The organism is Paraburkholderia sp. SIMBA_054, assembly GCF_046534875.1.
GTDB lineage: Bacteria > Pseudomonadota > Gammaproteobacteria > Burkholderiales > Burkholderiaceae > Paraburkholderia > Paraburkholderia hospita.
Map to the genome: position 1 here is coordinate 87,597 of NZ_JAWRXV010000037.1, position 16,045 is coordinate 103,641.

General features: G+C 65.1%; 18 protein-coding genes. 13 read left to right on the plus strand and 5 right to left on the minus strand.

The window, feature by feature from the left end; genetic code table 11:
- Window positions 1-4: 4 nt before the first annotated feature.
- The 5 genes from SB822_RS35285 to fliE form a co-directional block, all read right to left on the minus strand.
- Window positions 5-340: an EscU/YscU/HrcU family type III secretion system export apparatus switch protein gene (locus SB822_RS35285; RefSeq protein ID WP_090838451.1), complete on the minus strand. Its 336-nt coding sequence runs from the start codon at window positions 338-340 to the stop codon at window positions 5-7.
- Complete coding sequence (locus SB822_RS35290) at window positions 337-1,734, minus strand: flagellar hook-length control protein FliK (protein WP_090838449.1); 1,398 nt, start codon at window positions 1,732-1,734, stop codon at window positions 337-339. The genes SB822_RS35285 and SB822_RS35290 overlap by 4 nt, the downstream gene beginning before the upstream one ends.
- Before the next feature lie 68 nt (window positions 1,735-1,802).
- The gene (locus SB822_RS35295; RefSeq protein WP_035991528.1) at window positions 1,803-2,132 is read right to left on the minus strand and encodes a flagellar protein FliT; all 330 of its coding nucleotides are present in this window, start codon (window positions 2,130-2,132) and stop codon (window positions 1,803-1,805) included.
- Entirely contained in the window at window positions 2,129-2,563 is a 435-nt protein-coding gene (gene fliS, locus SB822_RS35300; protein WP_007577111.1) for a flagellar export chaperone FliS, read from the minus strand. The genes SB822_RS35295 and fliS overlap by 4 nt, the downstream gene beginning before the upstream one ends.
- Window positions 2,564-2,963: 400 nt before the next feature.
- On the minus strand, window positions 2,964-3,299 hold the full coding sequence (gene fliE, locus SB822_RS35305; protein ID WP_007577109.1) for a flagellar hook-basal body complex protein FliE: 336 nt from the start codon (window positions 3,297-3,299) through the stop codon (window positions 2,964-2,966).
- A gap of 233 nt (window positions 3,300-3,532) precedes the next feature.
- Between fliE and fliF the strand changes: the two genes are divergently transcribed.
- From fliF to fliR, 13 genes are all read left to right on the plus strand, one after another.
- Window positions 3,533-5,314, plus strand: coding sequence for a flagellar basal-body MS-ring/collar protein FliF (gene fliF, locus SB822_RS35310; RefSeq protein ID WP_007577107.1), 1,782 nt, complete (start codon window positions 3,533-3,535; stop codon window positions 5,312-5,314).
- The gene (gene fliG, locus SB822_RS35315) at window positions 5,304-6,299 is read left to right on the plus strand and encodes a flagellar motor switch protein FliG (protein ID WP_007577105.1); all 996 of its coding nucleotides are present in this window, start codon (window positions 5,304-5,306) and stop codon (window positions 6,297-6,299) included. Before fliF ends, fliG begins: the two co-directional genes overlap by 11 nt.
- Window positions 6,286-6,966: a flagellar assembly protein FliH gene (fliH, locus tag SB822_RS35320; RefSeq protein ID WP_090838447.1), complete on the plus strand. Its 681-nt coding sequence runs from the start codon at window positions 6,286-6,288 to the stop codon at window positions 6,964-6,966. The genes fliG and fliH overlap by 14 nt, the downstream gene beginning before the upstream one ends.
- Window positions 6,960-8,615: a flagellar protein export ATPase FliI gene (gene fliI, locus SB822_RS35325; RefSeq protein ID WP_090838445.1), complete on the plus strand. Its 1,656-nt coding sequence runs from the start codon at window positions 6,960-6,962 to the stop codon at window positions 8,613-8,615. The genes fliH and fliI overlap by 7 nt, the downstream gene beginning before the upstream one ends.
- A gap of 18 nt (window positions 8,616-8,633) precedes the next feature.
- Window positions 8,634-9,083, plus strand: a complete 450-nt coding sequence (gene fliJ / locus SB822_RS35330; RefSeq protein WP_035991516.1) for a flagellar export protein FliJ — start codon at window positions 8,634-8,636, stop codon at window positions 9,081-9,083.
- Window positions 9,084-9,148: 65 nt separating this feature from the next.
- Window positions 9,149-10,663, plus strand: coding sequence for a flagellar hook-length control protein FliK (locus SB822_RS35335; protein ID WP_090838443.1), 1,515 nt, complete (start codon window positions 9,149-9,151; stop codon window positions 10,661-10,663).
- 593 nt (window positions 10,664-11,256) lie between these two features.
- Window positions 11,257-11,760 (plus strand): flagellar basal body-associated protein FliL, encoded by a 504-nt coding sequence (gene fliL / locus SB822_RS35340; protein ID WP_090838442.1) that lies wholly within the window; start codon window positions 11,257-11,259, stop codon window positions 11,758-11,760.
- A 65-nt stretch (window positions 11,761-11,825) separates the two neighbouring features.
- On the plus strand, window positions 11,826-12,824 hold the full coding sequence (gene fliM / locus SB822_RS35345; RefSeq protein ID WP_042315511.1) for a flagellar motor switch protein FliM: 999 nt from the start codon (window positions 11,826-11,828) through the stop codon (window positions 12,822-12,824).
- Entirely contained in the window at window positions 12,817-13,281 is a 465-nt protein-coding gene (fliN, locus tag SB822_RS35350) for a flagellar motor switch protein FliN (RefSeq protein ID WP_039899729.1), read from the plus strand. The genes fliM and fliN overlap by 8 nt, the downstream gene beginning before the upstream one ends.
- Window positions 13,278-13,898, plus strand: coding sequence for a flagellar biosynthetic protein FliO (gene fliO, locus SB822_RS35355; protein ID WP_090838440.1), 621 nt, complete (start codon window positions 13,278-13,280; stop codon window positions 13,896-13,898). Before fliN ends, fliO begins: the two co-directional genes overlap by 4 nt.
- 86 nt (window positions 13,899-13,984) lie before the next feature.
- Complete coding sequence (gene fliP / locus SB822_RS35360) at window positions 13,985-14,755, plus strand: flagellar type III secretion system pore protein FliP (RefSeq protein ID WP_090838438.1); 771 nt, start codon at window positions 13,985-13,987, stop codon at window positions 14,753-14,755.
- Window positions 14,756-14,777: 22 nt separating this feature from the next.
- Window positions 14,778-15,047: a flagellar biosynthesis protein FliQ gene (gene fliQ, locus SB822_RS35365; protein WP_007577083.1), complete on the plus strand. Its 270-nt coding sequence runs from the start codon at window positions 14,778-14,780 to the stop codon at window positions 15,045-15,047.
- 31 nt (window positions 15,048-15,078) lie between these two features.
- A complete protein-coding gene (gene fliR / locus SB822_RS35370) occupies window positions 15,079-15,861 on the plus strand; it encodes a flagellar biosynthetic protein FliR (RefSeq protein WP_007577081.1) in 783 nt (260 codons plus the stop codon).
- Window positions 15,862-16,045 lie beyond the last annotated feature (184 nt).

Sequence of the window (16,045 nt, forward strand, 5' to 3'; positions counted from 1 at the left end):
GGCGTCAAAACTCGCTGGACGTGTCGGGTGGAAGGTCGGTGGCAACCACGTCGATGACGGGCGAATCATCGCCGGCACCGCTCTCCAGCCGATGCAGCCACGCGAGCAATTCCGCGACGGCCTGATACAGGCGCGGCGGAATGCGCGAGTCAACATCGACCTGCATCAGCAGCGACACCATTTCGGGCGATTGGTGCACGTACAGGCCCGCTTCCTTCGCGCGCTGCACGATCATCTCAGCGACGATCCCGTAGCCTTTTGCGACGATGCGCGGCGCGTCGTCGTGACCGTGCGAATCGTAGACCAGCGCCGCCGCGCTCCTGCGATTCGTGCGGCTCATTGCATGTCCCAGTCGAAATCGCTGTTGTCGGTGGCGTCGTGCTGCGCGGCTTTGTCCGTCGTCGATCGCGCATACGCCGATGCCGCAGCGGCAGCCGCCGCAGCGTTGCCCGCCGGCATGCTTCCGCCGATTTCGCGGATCGACAGGCCGCTCAGCTCGATGCCCGCTTGCGCAAGGCGCTCGCGGAATGTCTCGCCCTGCGCCGCGAGCCGCGCCGCGCCGCCGGGGCTAGCTTGTACACGCGCGACGAGCCGCGAGCCTGTCAGCGTGAGCTCGGCGTCGACCGTGCCGAGCGACGGCAGCGACAGCGTGAGGCGCGTGTGCCACGGGTATTCGTCGTCGGCGGATGCAGCGCCATCGCCGCTGCGCCGCCATTCGTCGCCGTCCTGCTCGATCGTCCAGTCGAGACGCGCGCCCGGCCACGCTTCGCCCGTCCAGCGGAATTGCCCCGTCGCGAGCAGATCGAGCTGCTGGCGCACCAGCGGAATCGTCGCGGGATGAAGCGCTGCCGCCATCGATTGCTGTTGGCGCGCGCTGGCGTCGTCCATGCCCGCTGCTGCATGGGCCGCCGCCGGGTTCTGCGCAGTTTGCGCAGGCTGATCGGGCGTGTCGATGATGTCGTGCGTCGCCAGATCGAACGTCGTGAAGCGCGCCGACTGCGTGTGCGGGCCTTCCGGCGTACCACGCGCAGCGGCCACCGCTGCCGCGAAGGCCGCTGCGCCCGTGTTGCCCGACGGGCGGCCTTGCGCCCATGAGTTCGATTCGTCGGCGTCGTGGCTCAAGTCGAGCGGCATTTGCGACGCCGCGTCGGCAAGCCGGTTCTGCGCCTCGCCCGCGAGCGATTCGACGGGTCTTTGCCCCGATAGCCACTGCGCGAGATGCGATTCGTAGAAGAGCCCGCTTTCGTCGACGGTGCGCCTGAGCGCCGCCGCCAGCTCGGCGACGGGTAAAGGCGCGGCGACGATGTTCGCCGCCGCGTCCGCGCCGTGCGCGGCATTCGCGCCGCCCGCGTTCTGCGCCGTCGCGGCACCCGCTGCGGCGTTACCGGAAGCCGCGGCCTGCGATGCGTTCGCGCCCGTGTCGAACAACGGCAGAGGCGCGATGTCGATGGCGGGCGCGGCGGGCCAGACAGGAATCTGCCCGACCAGCGCGGGCGTCGCCTCGCCGCCGGAGCGCGTGATCGCGTCGAGCGTCAGCGCGACTGCCGACAGCACCGTCTGCGCGGACGCCGGCAACGGCGCGGGCATCATCGCGATGGGCGCACCGGGCGGCTGCCTGACGTTCAGGGACGCGTCCGTCTCCGACGTCGTCGCGCCGGATCGTGCGCCGATGGGAAGCAGGCTGTCGATGCGGCTAGCCAGCAGCGAGGCCACCGCCGTGTCGATTCCGTTCATGCCCACTTCCTCTCGCGCATTGACGCTGCGTGGCCGCTAGCGGCTCGTATTGGACGTTATGAAAGCGCTCAGCGCGCCTGGTAAAGTTCTTTCAGCACGATGGCCGGGCGGCTCGGCGCAAACAGCGCCTGCAGCTTGGCCATGCGCGGGTTCGCGAGATCGCGGACCGTCGCGTCGTTCGCGAGGATCTGGCGGATCAGGTCGAATTTGCGCGAGCGTTCGTCGTCGGACAGGCGTACGCCGTCTTCCGCGTGCTTCAGCGCGTCGACGAGATGCCGGTACTCGTCCTGCAACAGGACGAGATCGTTCCAGAGCGCGTCCCGCGCTGCCATCACCATCCGGACCGAAATCGCTGCGATCGCCTCGTAGCGGGCGAAATATTCTGCGTTCGAACTCATCTCATACTTTCCGCGGATGACTGCATCGCCATCCGCGCAATCTCCGGCGCGATTCCAATCCAGGCTTCCTCGAGCGTAGCCAGCAAGCCGTCGACTTCGACGAGCATCGCATCGCTTTGTTTGAGGTTCGCCTCGAGCAGTCGCCGCGTCATATAGCTATAGAGCGCATGGAGACGCTCCGCGATTTCACCGCCTGCTTCGACGTTGAGCGCCTGCTGCAACCCGTCGCCGATGATCTGAATAGCCTTGCCGATCGCCTCGCCGCGCGCCGCGATGTCGCCCTGCTGCAGATGCATGCGCGCCTGCGCAACGGCCTTGCGTGCCCCCTGGTAGAGCATCACGATCAGGCGATGTGGACTGGCGCCCATCACCCCTGTCTCCACGCCGACGCGAGCGTAGGCATTGGCTCCAGAGTGTCCCGGGGAAAACATCGGCGCTCCTCCTGTATTGCAGATGACGATCAGATCAGACTGACAGCGGACGGCCCGCCGGAGCGCTGCGCGATCCTGCCGCACGCCTCCCGCCAGCCCTTGTATCAAGGTTATCGGTTCATACGAATAAAGCTTTAGCCCGCTGGAAGGAAGCGTCAGGAAAGATACGCGGCACGGCACCGGGCGCCGCGCGGGCGCGGGGTTGGCTGCGAACGGCGGGCCGCCGCACCGGCACGGTGCAGGGAACCGGCGCGCATCGCCGCTCGGCGAGGCGGGCGACGGGACGCTGCGCACGCTTGCGACAGACGCGATGCCGCCTGCATCGACCGCGCTCCGCCGCCCAGAGGCCGGCGGCTGGCCGCGGTCGCCGGCGACATGAGTCGCAAGCGTCGCAGGCGTCTCAGACGGCCATCTGCATGATGTCGTTGTAGGCCGACACGAGCTTGTTGCGCACCTGCAGACCGAACTGGAAGCCGACGTTGGCCTTCTGCATGTCGACCATCACGTCGTTCAGCGACACGTTCGGCGCGCCGATTTCGAACGCATGGGCTTCGCCAATCGCGCTCTTCTGGTCGCCGCTGATCTTGTCGATCGAGGCTTTCAGGGCCGACGCGAAGCCGCCTGCCGTGGCCGCGCCATTGCCGTTCCCAACCGGGGCGCTGCCGCCCGTGGCCTGGGCCGCCATCTCCTGCATCTGCTGCAAGGCCGACTGGATCGGATTGATGAGTGCCGTCATGTTCTCTCCTGAGTGAGATGCAGGCGAGCGTTCGCGCCATACACCGATTGGACAGGAAGCATAGCAGCGGGCCTTTTGCGAAAGCCGTGAAAGTAAGGGGGAAACCCCCCGCTATTCGGCGCATCGGGTTGCTTACCCATGCGGATAATCCCTAGCGTGAAAGTCTCTGTCGGCAGGCAAGGTAAGGCGCCGTAAGCCGCAGAACGCAAAAGCATTCCGGAGAAACCCGACGCATGGATTCGTCAGCCAACTCTTTGATCAACCCCGACGCCCGCATGGGCCTCGCCGGCGCGCAGCCGGGCACAGCGGGAGCAGCAGGCGGCGCTGCAGGCCTCGACCTTGGCGGCACGGGCGGTGGTTTCGCCACGCGCTTCCCGGGCCTTCCGACGTCGCTGTCGCAGATGCGCGGCAACCCGCGCGCGCCGCTGATCTTCGCCGTCGCGTTGCTGGTCGCCGTGGTCGCGGGGCTGATCCTCTGGTCGCGCGCACCCGACTACAGGGTGCTGTATAGCAATGTCTCCGATCAGGACGGCGGCGCAATCGTTGCCGCGCTCCAGCAGGCGAACGTGCCGTACAAGTTTTCCGATGCGGGCGGCGCGATTCTGATCCCCGCCGACCAGGTGCATGAAATGCGCCTGCGCCTCGCGTCGCAGGGTCTGCCGAAAAGCGGCTCGGTCGGCTTCGAACTGATGGACAACCAGAAGTTCGGCATCAGCCAGTTCGCCGAGCAGATCAACTATCAGCGCGCGCTCGAAGGCGAGCTGCAGCGCACGATCGAATCCATCTCGACGGTCAAGTCGGCACGCGTCCATCTGGCGATTCCGAAGCCGACCGTGTTCGTGCGCGACCGCGAAGCGCCGTCGGCATCCGTGATGGTCAACCTGTATCCGGGCCGCATGCTCGACGAAGGCCAGGTCGTGGCGATCACGCATATGGTCGCCTCCGCCGTGCCCGACCTGCCCGTGCGCAACGTGACGATCATCGACCAGGACGGCAACCTGCTCACGCAGGCGGGCGTCAGCGGCAGCGGCCTCGACGCGACACAGCTCAAATATGTGCAGCAGATCGAGCGCAACACGCAGCAGCGCATCGACGCGATCCTTGGACCGATGTTCGGCGCCGGCAACGCGCATTCGTCGGTCAGCGCGGACATCGATTTCTCCCGGCACGAGTCGACCTCGGAGCGCTACGCCCCGAACAACGACCCGCAGCAGGCCGCCATCCGCAGCCAGCAGACCAGCACCGCGACGGAAATGTCGCAGGGCGGCGCCTCGGGCGTGCCGGGCGCGCTGTCGAACCAGCCGCCGCAGCCGGCGTCCGCGCCCATCGTCGCCAGCGCGAATGGCGCCAGCGGCGTGACGACGACGCCGATCAGCGACCACAAGGACTCGACCACCAACTACGAGCTGAGCAAGACCGTGAGCCACACGGAGCAGGGGATTGGCGGCATCAAGCGTCTGTCGGTGGCCGTGGTGGTGAACTACATGCGCGTCGTCGATGCGAAGGGCCACGCGACGATGCAGCCGGTTCCCGCCGACAAGCTCGCGCAGGTCAAGCTGCTGGTCAGCGACGCGATGGGCTACGACAAGGCACGCGGCGACTCGGTCAACGTGGAGACCAGCGCGTTCACGCAGGTCGTCGATCCGGATGCCGACCTGCCGTGGTGGCGCACCAAGGACATGATCGCGATGTACAAGCAGATCGCGACGTACGTGGGCATCGGCGCAGTCGCCCTGTTCCTCTACTTCGTGATGGTCAAGCCGGCGCTGCGCCGCGCGTTCCCGCCGCCGGAGCCCGCTGTCGCCGCGCTGATGTCGCCGGACGAGCCGGTGCTCGACGGCCTGCCGAGCGCAGCCGCCATCGCCGCCGAAGAGGAAGTCGAAGGATCGCTGGTCTCGCTGGAAAGCGACAAGGCCAAATATGAGCGGAACCTCGAATACGCGCGTCAGATCGCGCGTCAGGATCCGAAGATCGTTGCAACCGTCGTGAAGAGCTGGGTGTCCGATGAGCACTGAAGGCGTATTGAAGAGCGCGCTCCTGCTGATGTCGATCGGCGAGGAAGAGGCGGCTCAGGTATTCAAGTTTCTGGGGCCGCGTGAGGTCCAGAAGATCGGTGTCGCGATGGCGTCGCTGAAGAACATCACCCGCGAGCAGATCGACGAGGTACTGCACGAGTTCGTCTCCGAGGCGGACAAGCACACTGCCCTCTCGCTCGATTCGAGCGACTACATCCGCTCGGTGCTGACCAAGGCGCTCGGCGACGACAAGGCCGGCGCGATCATCGACCGTATCCTGCAAGGCAGCGATACGAGCGGCATCGAAGGCCTGAAGTGGATGGATTCGGCGGCCGTCGCGGAACTCATCAAGAACGAGCATCCGCAGATCATCGCGACGATCCTCGTGCACCTGGACCGCGATCAGGCGTCGGAAATCGTCGCGTGCTTCACGGAGCGCCTGCGCAACGACGTGCTGCTGCGCATCGCGACGCTCGACGGCATTCAGCCCGCCGCGCTGCGCGAACTCGACGACGTGCTGACGGGCCTGCTCTCGGGCAGCGACAACCTGAAGCGCAGCCCGATGGGCGGCATCCGCACGGCGGCGGAAATTCTCAACTTCCTGCCGGGCAATCACGAAGAGTCGGTCATCGACAACGTCCGCCAGTACGACGCGGAACTCGCGCAGAAGATCATCGACCAGATGTTCGTGTTCGACAACCTGCTCGACCTGGAAGACCGCGGGATCCAGCTGCTGCTGAAGGAAGTCGAGTCGGAAACGCTGATCATCTCGCTGAAGGGCGCGCAACCCGCGCTGCGCCAGAAGTTCCTGTCGAACATGTCGCAGCGTGCAGCCGAGCTGCTCGCGGAAGACCTCGACGCACGCGGTCCGGTCCGCGTATCGGAAGTGGAAACGCAGCAGCGCAAGATCCTCCAGGTCGTGCGCAATCTCGCCGAGTCGGGAGCAATCGTGATCGGCGGCAAGGCGGAAGATGCATATGTCTGACCACGATCCCGTGCGCAAGGAAAGCCTCTCGGCCTACCAGCGCTGGGAGATGGCCTCGTTCGACCCGGTGCCCGAGCCGGAACCCGAGGTCGACGACGACGGCGCGTTCGAAGCCGAACTGCAACGCCTGCGCGACACCGCGCATGCGCAGGGTGTCGCGTCCGGCCATGTGGCCGGCCAGGCGCTCGGCTATCAGGCCGGCTACGAACAGGGCCGCGCGCAAGGCTTCGAGCAGGGGCAGGCGGAAGCGCACTCGGAAGCCGCGCAGCTTGCCGCGCTCGCCGAGACGTTCAAAGCCGCGCTCGACAACGTGCAGCACGAATTGTCCGAAACGATCGTCGCGCTCGCGCTCGACATCGCGCAACAAGTGGTTCGCCAGCATGTCCAGCACGATCCGACGGCGCTGCTTGCCGCCGCGCGTGAGGTGATGGCGACGGAACCGGCGCTGGTCGGCGCGCCGGCTCTGATCGTGAGTCCTGCCGATCTGCCCGTCGTCGAAGCGTATCTGCTGGAAGAACTGCAGACGCGCGGCTGGAACGTGCGCACCGACCCCGCGATCGAACGCGGCGGCTGCCGCGCGGTCTCCACCACGGGTGAAGTGGACGCCGGCATCGGCACGCGCTGGGAGCGCGTGACGGCTGCGCTCGGCAAGGCAAGCACATGGTAAAGCCGACCATCGAAGACATTCAGCACAGCGACCTCACGCCGCTCGAGCGCGAGCTGGCGCTGGCGTCGTTCGGTGCGGAAGCGCTCACCGTCGCGCAGATGGAAGAGTCGCTCGCCGCGTTGGAATCCGCGATTTCTGACGCGCATTCGGCGGGCCAATCCCGCGATGAAACGCACGACGACGCAAACGGCAACGCCAGCGGCGCACATCCCGCTGCCGCGCCCGCGAGCCGCGAATCGGCGGCTGCGCAAAAGCGCGCGCCTGATCCCGCACTCGCATCCAATCCGCATCTGCAGGCGTGGCGCAATCGTTTGAATGGCCTGCGCGAGCGCAACCAGATAGCGCGCCCACTGCGCGCCTGCGGCCGTCTGACGCGCGCCGCCGGTCTGGTGCTCGAAGCCGTCGGCCTGCGCCTGGCCGTTGGTTCGGAAGTGATGATCGAACTGCCGCCCGGCAGCACGCGCACGATGGCGGAAGCCGAAGTGGTCGGCTTTCACGGCGACAAACTGTTTCTGATGCCGACCACGGAAGTCGCTGGTCTGTTGCCCGGCGCGCGTGTCTACCCGCTGGAAGTGGCGCCTATCGCCGATCCGATGGCGGGCGCGAAGCGTCTGCCCGTCGGCTGGGAACTGCTCGGCCGCGTGGTCGATGCATCGGGCAAACCGCTCGATGGCTTCGGCCCGCTCAACTCGCGCAACGACGCGCCGCTCACGGCACCGACCATCAACCCGCTGCATCGCGAGCCGATTCACAAGGTGCTCGACGTCGGCGTGCGCGCAATCAACGCGCTGCTCACCGTCGGACGCGGCCAGCGCATGGGTCTGTTCGCCGGTTCGGGCGTCGGTAAATCGGTGCTGCTCGGCACGATGGCGCGCTACACCAGCGCCGAAGTGATCGTGATCGGTCTGATCGGCGAACGTGGCCGCGAAGTGAAGGAATTCATCGAGCAGATTCTCGGCGAGGAAGGTCTCGCGCGCTCCGTCGTCGTGGCCGCGCCCGCCGACGTGTCGCCGCTGCTGCGGATGCAGGCCGCCGCCTACACGACCTCGCTCGCCGAGTATTTCCGCGATCAGGGCAAGCACGTTCTGTTGCTGATGGACTCGCTCACGCGTTACGCGATGGCGCAGCGCGAGATCGCGCTGGCGATCGGCGAGCCTCCCGCGACCAAGGGCTATCCGCCGTCCGTGTTTGCGAAGCTGCCCGCGCTCGTCGAGCGTACGGGCAACGGCCCGGAAGGTGGCGGTTCGATTACAGCGTTCTACACAGTGCTGACGGAAGGCGACGACCAGCAGGACCCGATCGCCGACTCGGCGCGCGCGATTCTCGACGGCCATATCGTGCTGTCGCGCGCGCTCGCCGAAGCGGGTCACTACCCTGCCATCGACATCGAAGCGTCGATCAGCCGCGCGATGACCTCGCTCATCAGCGACGCGCATCTCGATCGCACGCGCCAGTTCAAGCAGATGCTGTCGCGCTACCAGCGCAACCGCGATCTGATCAACGTCGGCGCGTATTCGTCGGGCCGCGACACCGTGCTCGACAAGGCCATCGCGCTGTATCCGCGGATGGAAGCGTTCCTGCAGCAAGGTTTTCGCGAGAGCGCCGGCTTCGACGCCAGCATCGCGCACCTCGATTCGCTGTTCGGCTAGCAAGCCAGGAGAGACTGAATGAGCAAGCACTTTCCGATCAAGACGCTGATTGGCCTCGCGCAGGATGACGTCGATGCCGCCGCGCGCAAGCTGGGCCGCGTGCAGCGCGAGCGCAACGAAGTCGAAGCGCAACTGACCGCGCTCATCGAATACCGCGACGAGTATCACCGCCGTTTCACGGAAACCGCCAAGGCGGGCATGCCCGCCGGCAACATGCGCAACTTTCAGGCGTTCATCGACACGCTCGATGCCGCCATCGAACAGCAGCGTGGCTTGCTGGCGACGGCGACGGCGCGTGTCGAAGCGGCCAAGCCCGAATGGCAGCACAGCAAGCAGAAGCTCGGTTCTTACGAAGTACTGGAAGCACGCGGCATCGCCGCCGAAGCAAAAGTCGCGGCGCGCCGCGAGCAACGGGACGCCGACGAGTTCGGCGCACGAATTCTCCGGATGCGCGCAGAAGGCGCATGAAGACGCCTCACGCCGCGAAGCGCTGCGGCGCGCAACGGGACTGACACGACCACACGAGATCCAGCATGTCGCCTCTTTCACTGATCAACTCGCTGCTCGGCTCGACGAGCGGCACATCGGGCAGCAGCGCGTCGAACGGCGTGCACGCCAGCACGCTGCCGTTCTCGACGACGCTGCAGCAAAGCATCGCCGCGCAGAACCAGGTTGCCGCGCCGTCGCCTGCTCCCGCGCCGGCACCCACGCCGACGCCGGCGCCGTCCGCATCGAATGGCTCCAGCGTGCACGACGTGCCGCCCGCCGATAACAGCTCGAAGGACAGTAGCGCCGCCGACAGCTCGAACGACACCGACAGCACCAAGTCCACGAGCCAGAGCGACAACACGCAGCAAAGCGGCGCGTCGAACGGTGCAGACGGCACGAATGGCGCGACCGGCAAGGACAAGACCGACACGGCCTCGAAGCCGGACGACGGTGCGCCGACCAAGGGCGCCGCAGCCGCAGAGACGGCAGCAGCCGCAGCGGCCGCAGCCGCCGCTGTACAAGCTCAGGCACAGGCGAGCGGTGCGGCCGATGCAGCGAATGCGGCAACGGCCGACGCACAGCCGTCGGCACCCGCTTCGCCCCCCGTCGCCGGCAACACGACGACGCCCGTGATCCAGACACCGTCGAAGAAGATCGCATCGCTCGATCCGAAAGCGACTCAAGACGCATTGCAGGCCGCCTTCGCCGCGATGGCGAACGGCCAGGGCGCAACACCTGCGACGGGCGTGAGCGCATCCGCCGGCTCGGGTACGTCGGCCACGGGCGACGCGACGCTCGGCGGCGCTGGTGCAGGCGCCGCCAAGGGCCTGACGCTCGGCGACTTGCGCAACATGAAGGGCGACGCGATGGCGAACGGTACGAACGCCACGGCCGCTACGACACCGGCCGCTGCAGCCGCCGCGCAGCCGAGCCCTGCCGAGACGCTTGCCGCTGCCAGCGCGAGCGTCTCGCAGGCGAGCGCCGTGCCCGCCGCGAATACCGACACGAGCGCCGCGCTCGCCGCGACCCAGGCCGCATCGGCGGCAGCGGCTGCGAGCGCAACGACGACGGTGACGCAGGGTTCCAACCCGGCAACGGCCGCGATGGCGAACGCGATCGCGCCGCAAGTCGGCGCGCACGATTGGGAAGACGCGTTCAGCCAGAAGGTCGTGTTCCTCACCAACGCGCATCAGCAGACCGCGGAACTCACGCTCAATCCGCGCGACCTCGGCCCGCTACAGGTCGTCCTCCAGGTTGCCGATAACCATGCACATGCCCTTTTTGTTTCGCAGCATCAGCAGGTGCGGGAGGCGGTCGAAGCCGCGCTGCCGAAACTGCGCGAAGCAATGGAGCAAGGCGGCATCGGCTTGGGCAGCGCCAGCGTCAGCGACGGCTTTGCCCGCCAGAGCAGCCAGCAGGGCCAGGAGCAGAGCGGCGGCGCTCGCGGCGGCCGCGGCAACGGCCGTGGCGATGCGGGCATCGACGTCGCGGATAGCGGCGCTACGACGGTGAGCATGCCTGTGCGACGCACGGTTGGGTTGGTGGACACGTTCGCGTGACGTTATGCGGTTTGCAGTTTGCTGTTGCGCTGGCATCCGCGTGATGTTGTCGTTGTTCATGCGTTGCCCCTGTGCGGGGCGGCAGTCACTTTCTTTGCCGCCGCAAAGAAAGTAACCAAAGAAAGCGGCTCACACCGAGCCGCTTGACCATCGCCAGGGAACGGGAACGGCCCAAGCTGCGGCAAACTGTGTGTAGGTTTTCTCGCCTTGAGCGCGAGCACTTCGGACCAGGTCCGGAGTGCTCGCGTGTGTGGCACGACAGCCTACACACAGTTTGCCGCAAATGGGGCGCTGGAAGCTCCGGAGCAACGGTCAAGCGGCTCGGTGTGAGCTGCTTTCTTTTGCCTACTTTTCTTTGCAGCAGCAAAGAAAAGTAGGTGCCGCCCCGCACAGGGGCAACGCATGAAAAACGACAACATCACGCGGATGCCCGCGCAGCGAAAAAACCGCAGGACGCCTGCGCAGCAAAAAAACAAAACCACCCCCGGGCAGGCAAACACACGAGCTAACCCTGAATATCCCTTCTTTTCGACCCATCGCAGCAGCGTCGGACACCTGAAAATTCAACCTACAGCATTGAGGCAATCAATTCCATGGCAACCACGACCGCAAACCAGCAAGCCAACGCGAAGCCCTCCTCTCCGGGCCTCGTCAAGCGCATTTTGGTGATCCTGCTGATCGTACTGGTCGCGGCAGGCGCAGCCGGCGGCGCCACCTGGTTCTTCATGTCGAAGCGCGCGCCCGCCGCCGCGACGGCAGCAGCGCCGGCGCCCGCGCCTGCACCCATCTTCTTTCCGCTCGAATCGATGACGGTGAACCTGCAGTCCGACGACGGCCAGCAGCACTATCTGCGTATCGGTCTGACGCTGAAGCTGACCGACCAGAAGGTGCAGGAACATTTGACCGAACACATGCCCGAAGTCCGCAGCCGCGTGCTGCTCGCGCTGTCGAACAAGCATCCCGAGGAACTCGCGACGCTCGACGGCAAGAAAGCACTCGCCACGGAACTCGAAAAGCTGATCGAAGAGCCGACCGAGCCCAACGGTCAACCCGTGCACGTCTCCGACGTGCTGTTCACCGAATTCGTCGTCCAGTAACGGCGCCTTGTGCCGACTGATTTGATCTTCCACCGCGCCATTGAAGGGACGTACGAGGAATAGGAATGGGCCACGAAGAGTTCATGTCCCAGGAGGAGGTCGATGCCCTCCTGAAGGGCGTCACCGGCGAGTCTGACTCGCAATCCGATCAGGGCGATCGGTCCGGCGTCCGCCCCTACAACATTGCGACGCAGGAACGCATCGTTCGCGGCCGGATGCCCGGCCTCGAAATCATCAACGACCGGTTCGCGCGTCTGTTGCGCGTCGGCATATTCAACTTCATGCGGCGCACGGCGGAAATTTCCGTCGGCCCGGTGAAGGTGCAGAAGTACAGCGAGTTCACGCGCAACCTGCCGATCCCGACGAACCTGAACCTCGTCCACGTGAAGCCTCTGCGCGGCACGTCGCTGTTCGTGTTCGATCCGAACCTCGTGTTCTTCGTGGTCGACAACCTGTTCGGCGGCGACGGGCGTTTCCATACGCGCGTCGAAGGCCGCGACTTCACGCAGACCGAGCAGCGCATCATCAGCAAGCTGCTCGGCCTCGTGTTCGAGCACTACACGACGGCATGGAAGAGCGTGCGGCCGATGCAGTTCGAATACGTGCGCTCGGAAATGCACACGCAGTTCGCCAACGTCGCGACCCCGAACGAAATCGTGATCGTCACGCAGTTCTCGATCGAATTCGGGCCGACGGGCGGCACGCTGCATATCTGCATGCCGTACTCGATGATTGAGCCTATCCGCGACGTGCTGTCCTCGCCGATCCAGGGCGAAGCACTCGAAGTGGACCGCCGCTGGGTGCGCGTGCTGTCGCAGCAGGTGCAGGCAGCCGAAGTGGAGCTGACGGCGGATCTCGCGCAGGTTCCCGTGACGTTCCAGGACATTCTCAACATGAAGGCGGGCGACGTGCTGCCCATCAACATTCCCGAGCACATCACGGCGAAGGTCGACGGCGTGCCGGTGATGGAATGCGGCTACGGAATTTTCAATGGTCAATACGCGTTGCGCGTGCAGAAGATGATCAGCGCAGCGGAACAGATGAAGGAAGCGGGATATGACTGAGTTGAACTCGACACCCGATATGGACATGCCGGAAGAGTCGAAGGTGAATGATCCGTTGCCCGGCGCGGGCGCCGAAGAAGCGGCCCTCGACGATTGGGCGAGCGCGCTCGCCGAGCAGAACGACAACACGTCGGTCAGCGCAACCACGGCTGGCGTGTTCCAGCCGCTGTCGAAGGTCGAGCCGTCCACGACGCGCAACGACATCGACATGATTCTGGACATTCCCGTTCAGATGACGGTCGAGCTGGGCCGCACGAAGATCGCGATCCGCAACCTGCTGCAACTCGCGCAGGGTTCCGTCGTCGAGCTGGATGGTCTCGCGGGCGAGCCGATGGACGTGCTCGTCAACGGCTGCCTGATCGCGCAAGGCGAAGTGGTGGTCGTGAACGACAAGTTCGGTATTCGCCTGACCGACATCATCACGCCGTCCGAGCGTATCCGGAAGCTGAACCGATGAAACACGCAGTAACCCGGGCCGCGTCCCACGGGAGCGGCATGCCGCTGCCGCGCCGCGCCCGTTTCATGTCGACGGTTGTCGTGGCTGGGCTCATGCTCTGCGCCAGCGCTTGCAATCTCGCCCACGCCGCCGACATGAATGCCGTCAACAACGCCGCGCAGATCGCCTCGAGCGTCGGTGCGGGAACGGCGGTGCCGTCGCTTGGTGTCGGCGCCGTGTTGCAGACGATCGTAGGTCTCGCTGTCGTGATCGGCCTCGTGTTCGGCTTCGCATGGCTCGCGCGCCGCTTCGGCCTGCAACCGGGCCAGCGCGGCGGGATCGTGAAGACGATCGGCGGCACGTCGCTCGGCGGCAAGGAACGCGTGGCCGTCGTCGAGATCGGCGATACATGGCTCGTGCTCGGCGCTGCGCCCGGCAATGTGCGCCTGTTGCATACGATGCCTGCCGGCTCGGCGTCGGGCGCATCCCTTCCCACCGGCACGCCTTTTTCAGTGCCCGGCGCATCCAATCCCGGCGGCCCGGTCCAGTTGAGCGGCACCTTCGGACAACGCTTTCGCGACGCGCTCAAAAACGAAGCGGCCAAACGTTTCCAGCGACGCGCGAGCGGAGAACAGTAATGCAGCACGACCGATCTGACGCGCGGCGCAGCTGCGCTGTGACTTCCCACGTCCTTACCCAGCCTTCCTCGCAGGCTTCCGCTTCGATGAAAAAGCGCATCCTGAAGGGCGCTGCGCTGATTGCGCCGCTCGCCGTGCCCGCGCTGCTGTTCGCGCTGCCGACGCTGTCGCACGCTCAGGCCAACGGTCTGCCCGCCTTCAACACGAGCCCCGGCCCGAACGGCGGCACGACGTACTCGCTGAGCGTGCAGACGATGCTGCTGCTCACGATGCTGTCGTTCCTGCCCGCGATGGTGTTGATGATGACGAGCTTCACGCGCATCATCATCGTGCTGTCGCTGCTGCGTCAGGCGATCGGCACGCCGACCACGCCGCCCAACCAGGTGATGGTCGGTCTTGCGCTGTTTCTCACGCTGTTCGTGATGACGCCGGTGCTCGACAAGGCCTACACCGATGGCTACAAGCCCTTCTCCGAAGGCACGATCCAGATGGACGAAGCAGTGAAGCGCGGCGTCGCGCCGTTCAAGTCGTTCATGCTGAAGCAGACCCGCGAGAGCGATCTCGCGCTGTTCGCGCGCATCTCGCACGCCGCGCCGATGCAGGGTCCGGAAGACGTGCCGCTGTCGCTGCTGGTGCCGTCGTTCGTGACGAGCGAGCTGAAGACGGGTTTTCAGATTGGCTTCACCGTGTTCATTCCGTTCGTGATTATCGACATGGTGGTGGCGAGCGTGCTGATGTCGATGGGCATGATGATGATTTCGCCCGCGACCATTTCGCTGCCGTTCAAGCTGATGCTGTTCGTGCTGGTCGATGGCTGGCAGTTGATCATCGGCTCGCTTGCACAGAGCTTCGTCTGAATTCCGCAGGGAGAATCACGCCATGACGCCGGAAACCGTCACCACGCTCGCGCACGAAGCGATGTACATTGCGTTGCTGCTGGCTGCGCCGCCGCTTTTCGTGGGGCTCGTTGTCGGTCTCATCGTGAGCCTGTTTCAGGCAGCGACGCAGATCAACGAAGCGACGCTGTCGTTCATTCCGAAGCTGTTCGCGATCGCCGTGACGCTGGTGCTGATCGGTCCGTGGATGCTCGCGAAGATGCTCGATTACATGCGCCACATGTTCACCAGCATTCCGACGCTCGCCAACTGAGCGCCCTTCTCTTTCCTTCTTTCGACGCGCGATGTTCTCCGTCACCTACGAACAGCTGAACGTCTGGCTGACCGCGTTCCTGTGGCCGTTCGTGCGGATTCTTGCGCTGATGGCGACGGCGCCCGCGTTCGGCGACAAGTCGTTGCCGACTCGCGTGAAGGTCGCTCTCGCGGGTTTCATTACGCTGATCGTTGCGCCGACTATCGGTGCGTTGCCGCAGGTTACTGTGTTTTCCGCGCAGGGCGTGTGGATCATCGTCAACCAGTTTTTGATCGGTGCGGCGCTTGGTTTTACGATGCAGCTCGTGTTTGGTGCGATTCAGGCCGCCGGCGACATTATGGGCATGAGCATGGGGCTCGGGTTCGCGACGTTCTTCGATCCGCATGCTGCGGGGGCGACGGATGTCATGTCGCGCTACATGAATATGCTCGCGATTTTGACTTTTCTCGCGTTTGATGGGCATTTGCAGGTTATCTCTGCGTTGATTCAGACGTTTCAGGCACTGCCTGTGTCGGCGAATGTGCTTGGGGCTAATGGATGGCGAGTAATCGCCGGGTGGGGGAGCACTGTGATCAGTGCAGCGCTGCTGCTGTCTCTGCCGATTGTCACTGCGCTGCTTATCACTAATCTTGCGCTCGGGATTCTTAATCGGGCTGCGCCGCAGATTGGGGTGTTTCAGGTTGGGTTGCCTGTCACCGTTATTACTGGGTTGCTGCTCATTCAGTTGATGTTGCCCAATATGATGCCCTTCTTTGCTCGGTTGTTTGAGAGTGGGATTGAGCAGATGGGGCGGGTCGCGGCTGGGTTAAGGTGAGGTTTTTGCTGCGCAAGCCTTGATGTGGTTTTTTTGCCTTTTCGCGGGCATCCGCGTTTTGGCGTTTGTGTTTTCGCTGGCATCCGCGCTTTGCCGTCGTGCTTCAAGCGTTGCCCCTGTGCGGGGCGGCACCTACTTTTCTTTGCCGCCGCAAAGAAAAGTAGGCAAAAGAAAGCGGCTCACA

Excerpts from the sequence above, each read along its gene's own strand:
- SB822_RS35285 (WP_090838451.1), bottom strand. The coding sequence starts at position 340 with ATGAGCCGCACGAATCGCAGGAGCGCGGCGGCGCTGGTCTACGATTCG.
- SB822_RS35290 (WP_090838449.1), bottom strand. The coding sequence starts at position 1,734 with ATGAACGGAATCGACACGGCGGTGGCCTCGCTGCTGGCTAGCCGCATC.
- SB822_RS35295 (WP_035991528.1), bottom strand. The coding sequence starts at position 2,132 with ATGAGTTCGAACGCAGAATATTTCGCCCGCTACGAGGCGATCGCAGCG.
- fliS (WP_007577111.1), bottom strand. The coding sequence starts at position 2,563 with ATGTTTTCCCCGGGACACTCTGGAGCCAATGCCTACGCTCGCGTCGGC.
- fliE (WP_007577109.1), bottom strand. The coding sequence starts at position 3,299 with ATGACGGCACTCATCAATCCGATCCAGTCGGCCTTGCAGCAGATGCAG.
- fliF (WP_007577107.1), top strand. The coding sequence starts at position 3,533 with ATGGATTCGTCAGCCAACTCTTTGATCAACCCCGACGCCCGCATGGGC.
- fliG (WP_007577105.1), top strand. The coding sequence starts at position 5,304 with ATGAGCACTGAAGGCGTATTGAAGAGCGCGCTCCTGCTGATGTCGATC.
- fliH (WP_090838447.1), top strand. The coding sequence starts at position 6,286 with ATGCATATGTCTGACCACGATCCCGTGCGCAAGGAAAGCCTCTCGGCC.
- fliI (WP_090838445.1), top strand. The coding sequence starts at position 6,960 with ATGGTAAAGCCGACCATCGAAGACATTCAGCACAGCGACCTCACGCCG.
- fliJ (WP_035991516.1), top strand. The coding sequence starts at position 8,634 with ATGAGCAAGCACTTTCCGATCAAGACGCTGATTGGCCTCGCGCAGGAT.
- SB822_RS35335 (WP_090838443.1), top strand. The coding sequence starts at position 9,149 with ATGTCGCCTCTTTCACTGATCAACTCGCTGCTCGGCTCGACGAGCGGC.
- fliL (WP_090838442.1), top strand. The coding sequence starts at position 11,257 with ATGGCAACCACGACCGCAAACCAGCAAGCCAACGCGAAGCCCTCCTCT.
- fliM (WP_042315511.1), top strand. The coding sequence starts at position 11,826 with ATGGGCCACGAAGAGTTCATGTCCCAGGAGGAGGTCGATGCCCTCCTG.
- fliN (WP_039899729.1), top strand. The coding sequence starts at position 12,817 with ATGACTGAGTTGAACTCGACACCCGATATGGACATGCCGGAAGAGTCG.
- fliO (WP_090838440.1), top strand. The coding sequence starts at position 13,278 with ATGAAACACGCAGTAACCCGGGCCGCGTCCCACGGGAGCGGCATGCCG.
- fliP (WP_090838438.1), top strand. The coding sequence starts at position 13,985 with ATGAAAAAGCGCATCCTGAAGGGCGCTGCGCTGATTGCGCCGCTCGCC.
- fliQ (WP_007577083.1), top strand. The coding sequence starts at position 14,778 with ATGACGCCGGAAACCGTCACCACGCTCGCGCACGAAGCGATGTACATT.
- fliR (WP_007577081.1), top strand. The coding sequence starts at position 15,079 with ATGTTCTCCGTCACCTACGAACAGCTGAACGTCTGGCTGACCGCGTTC.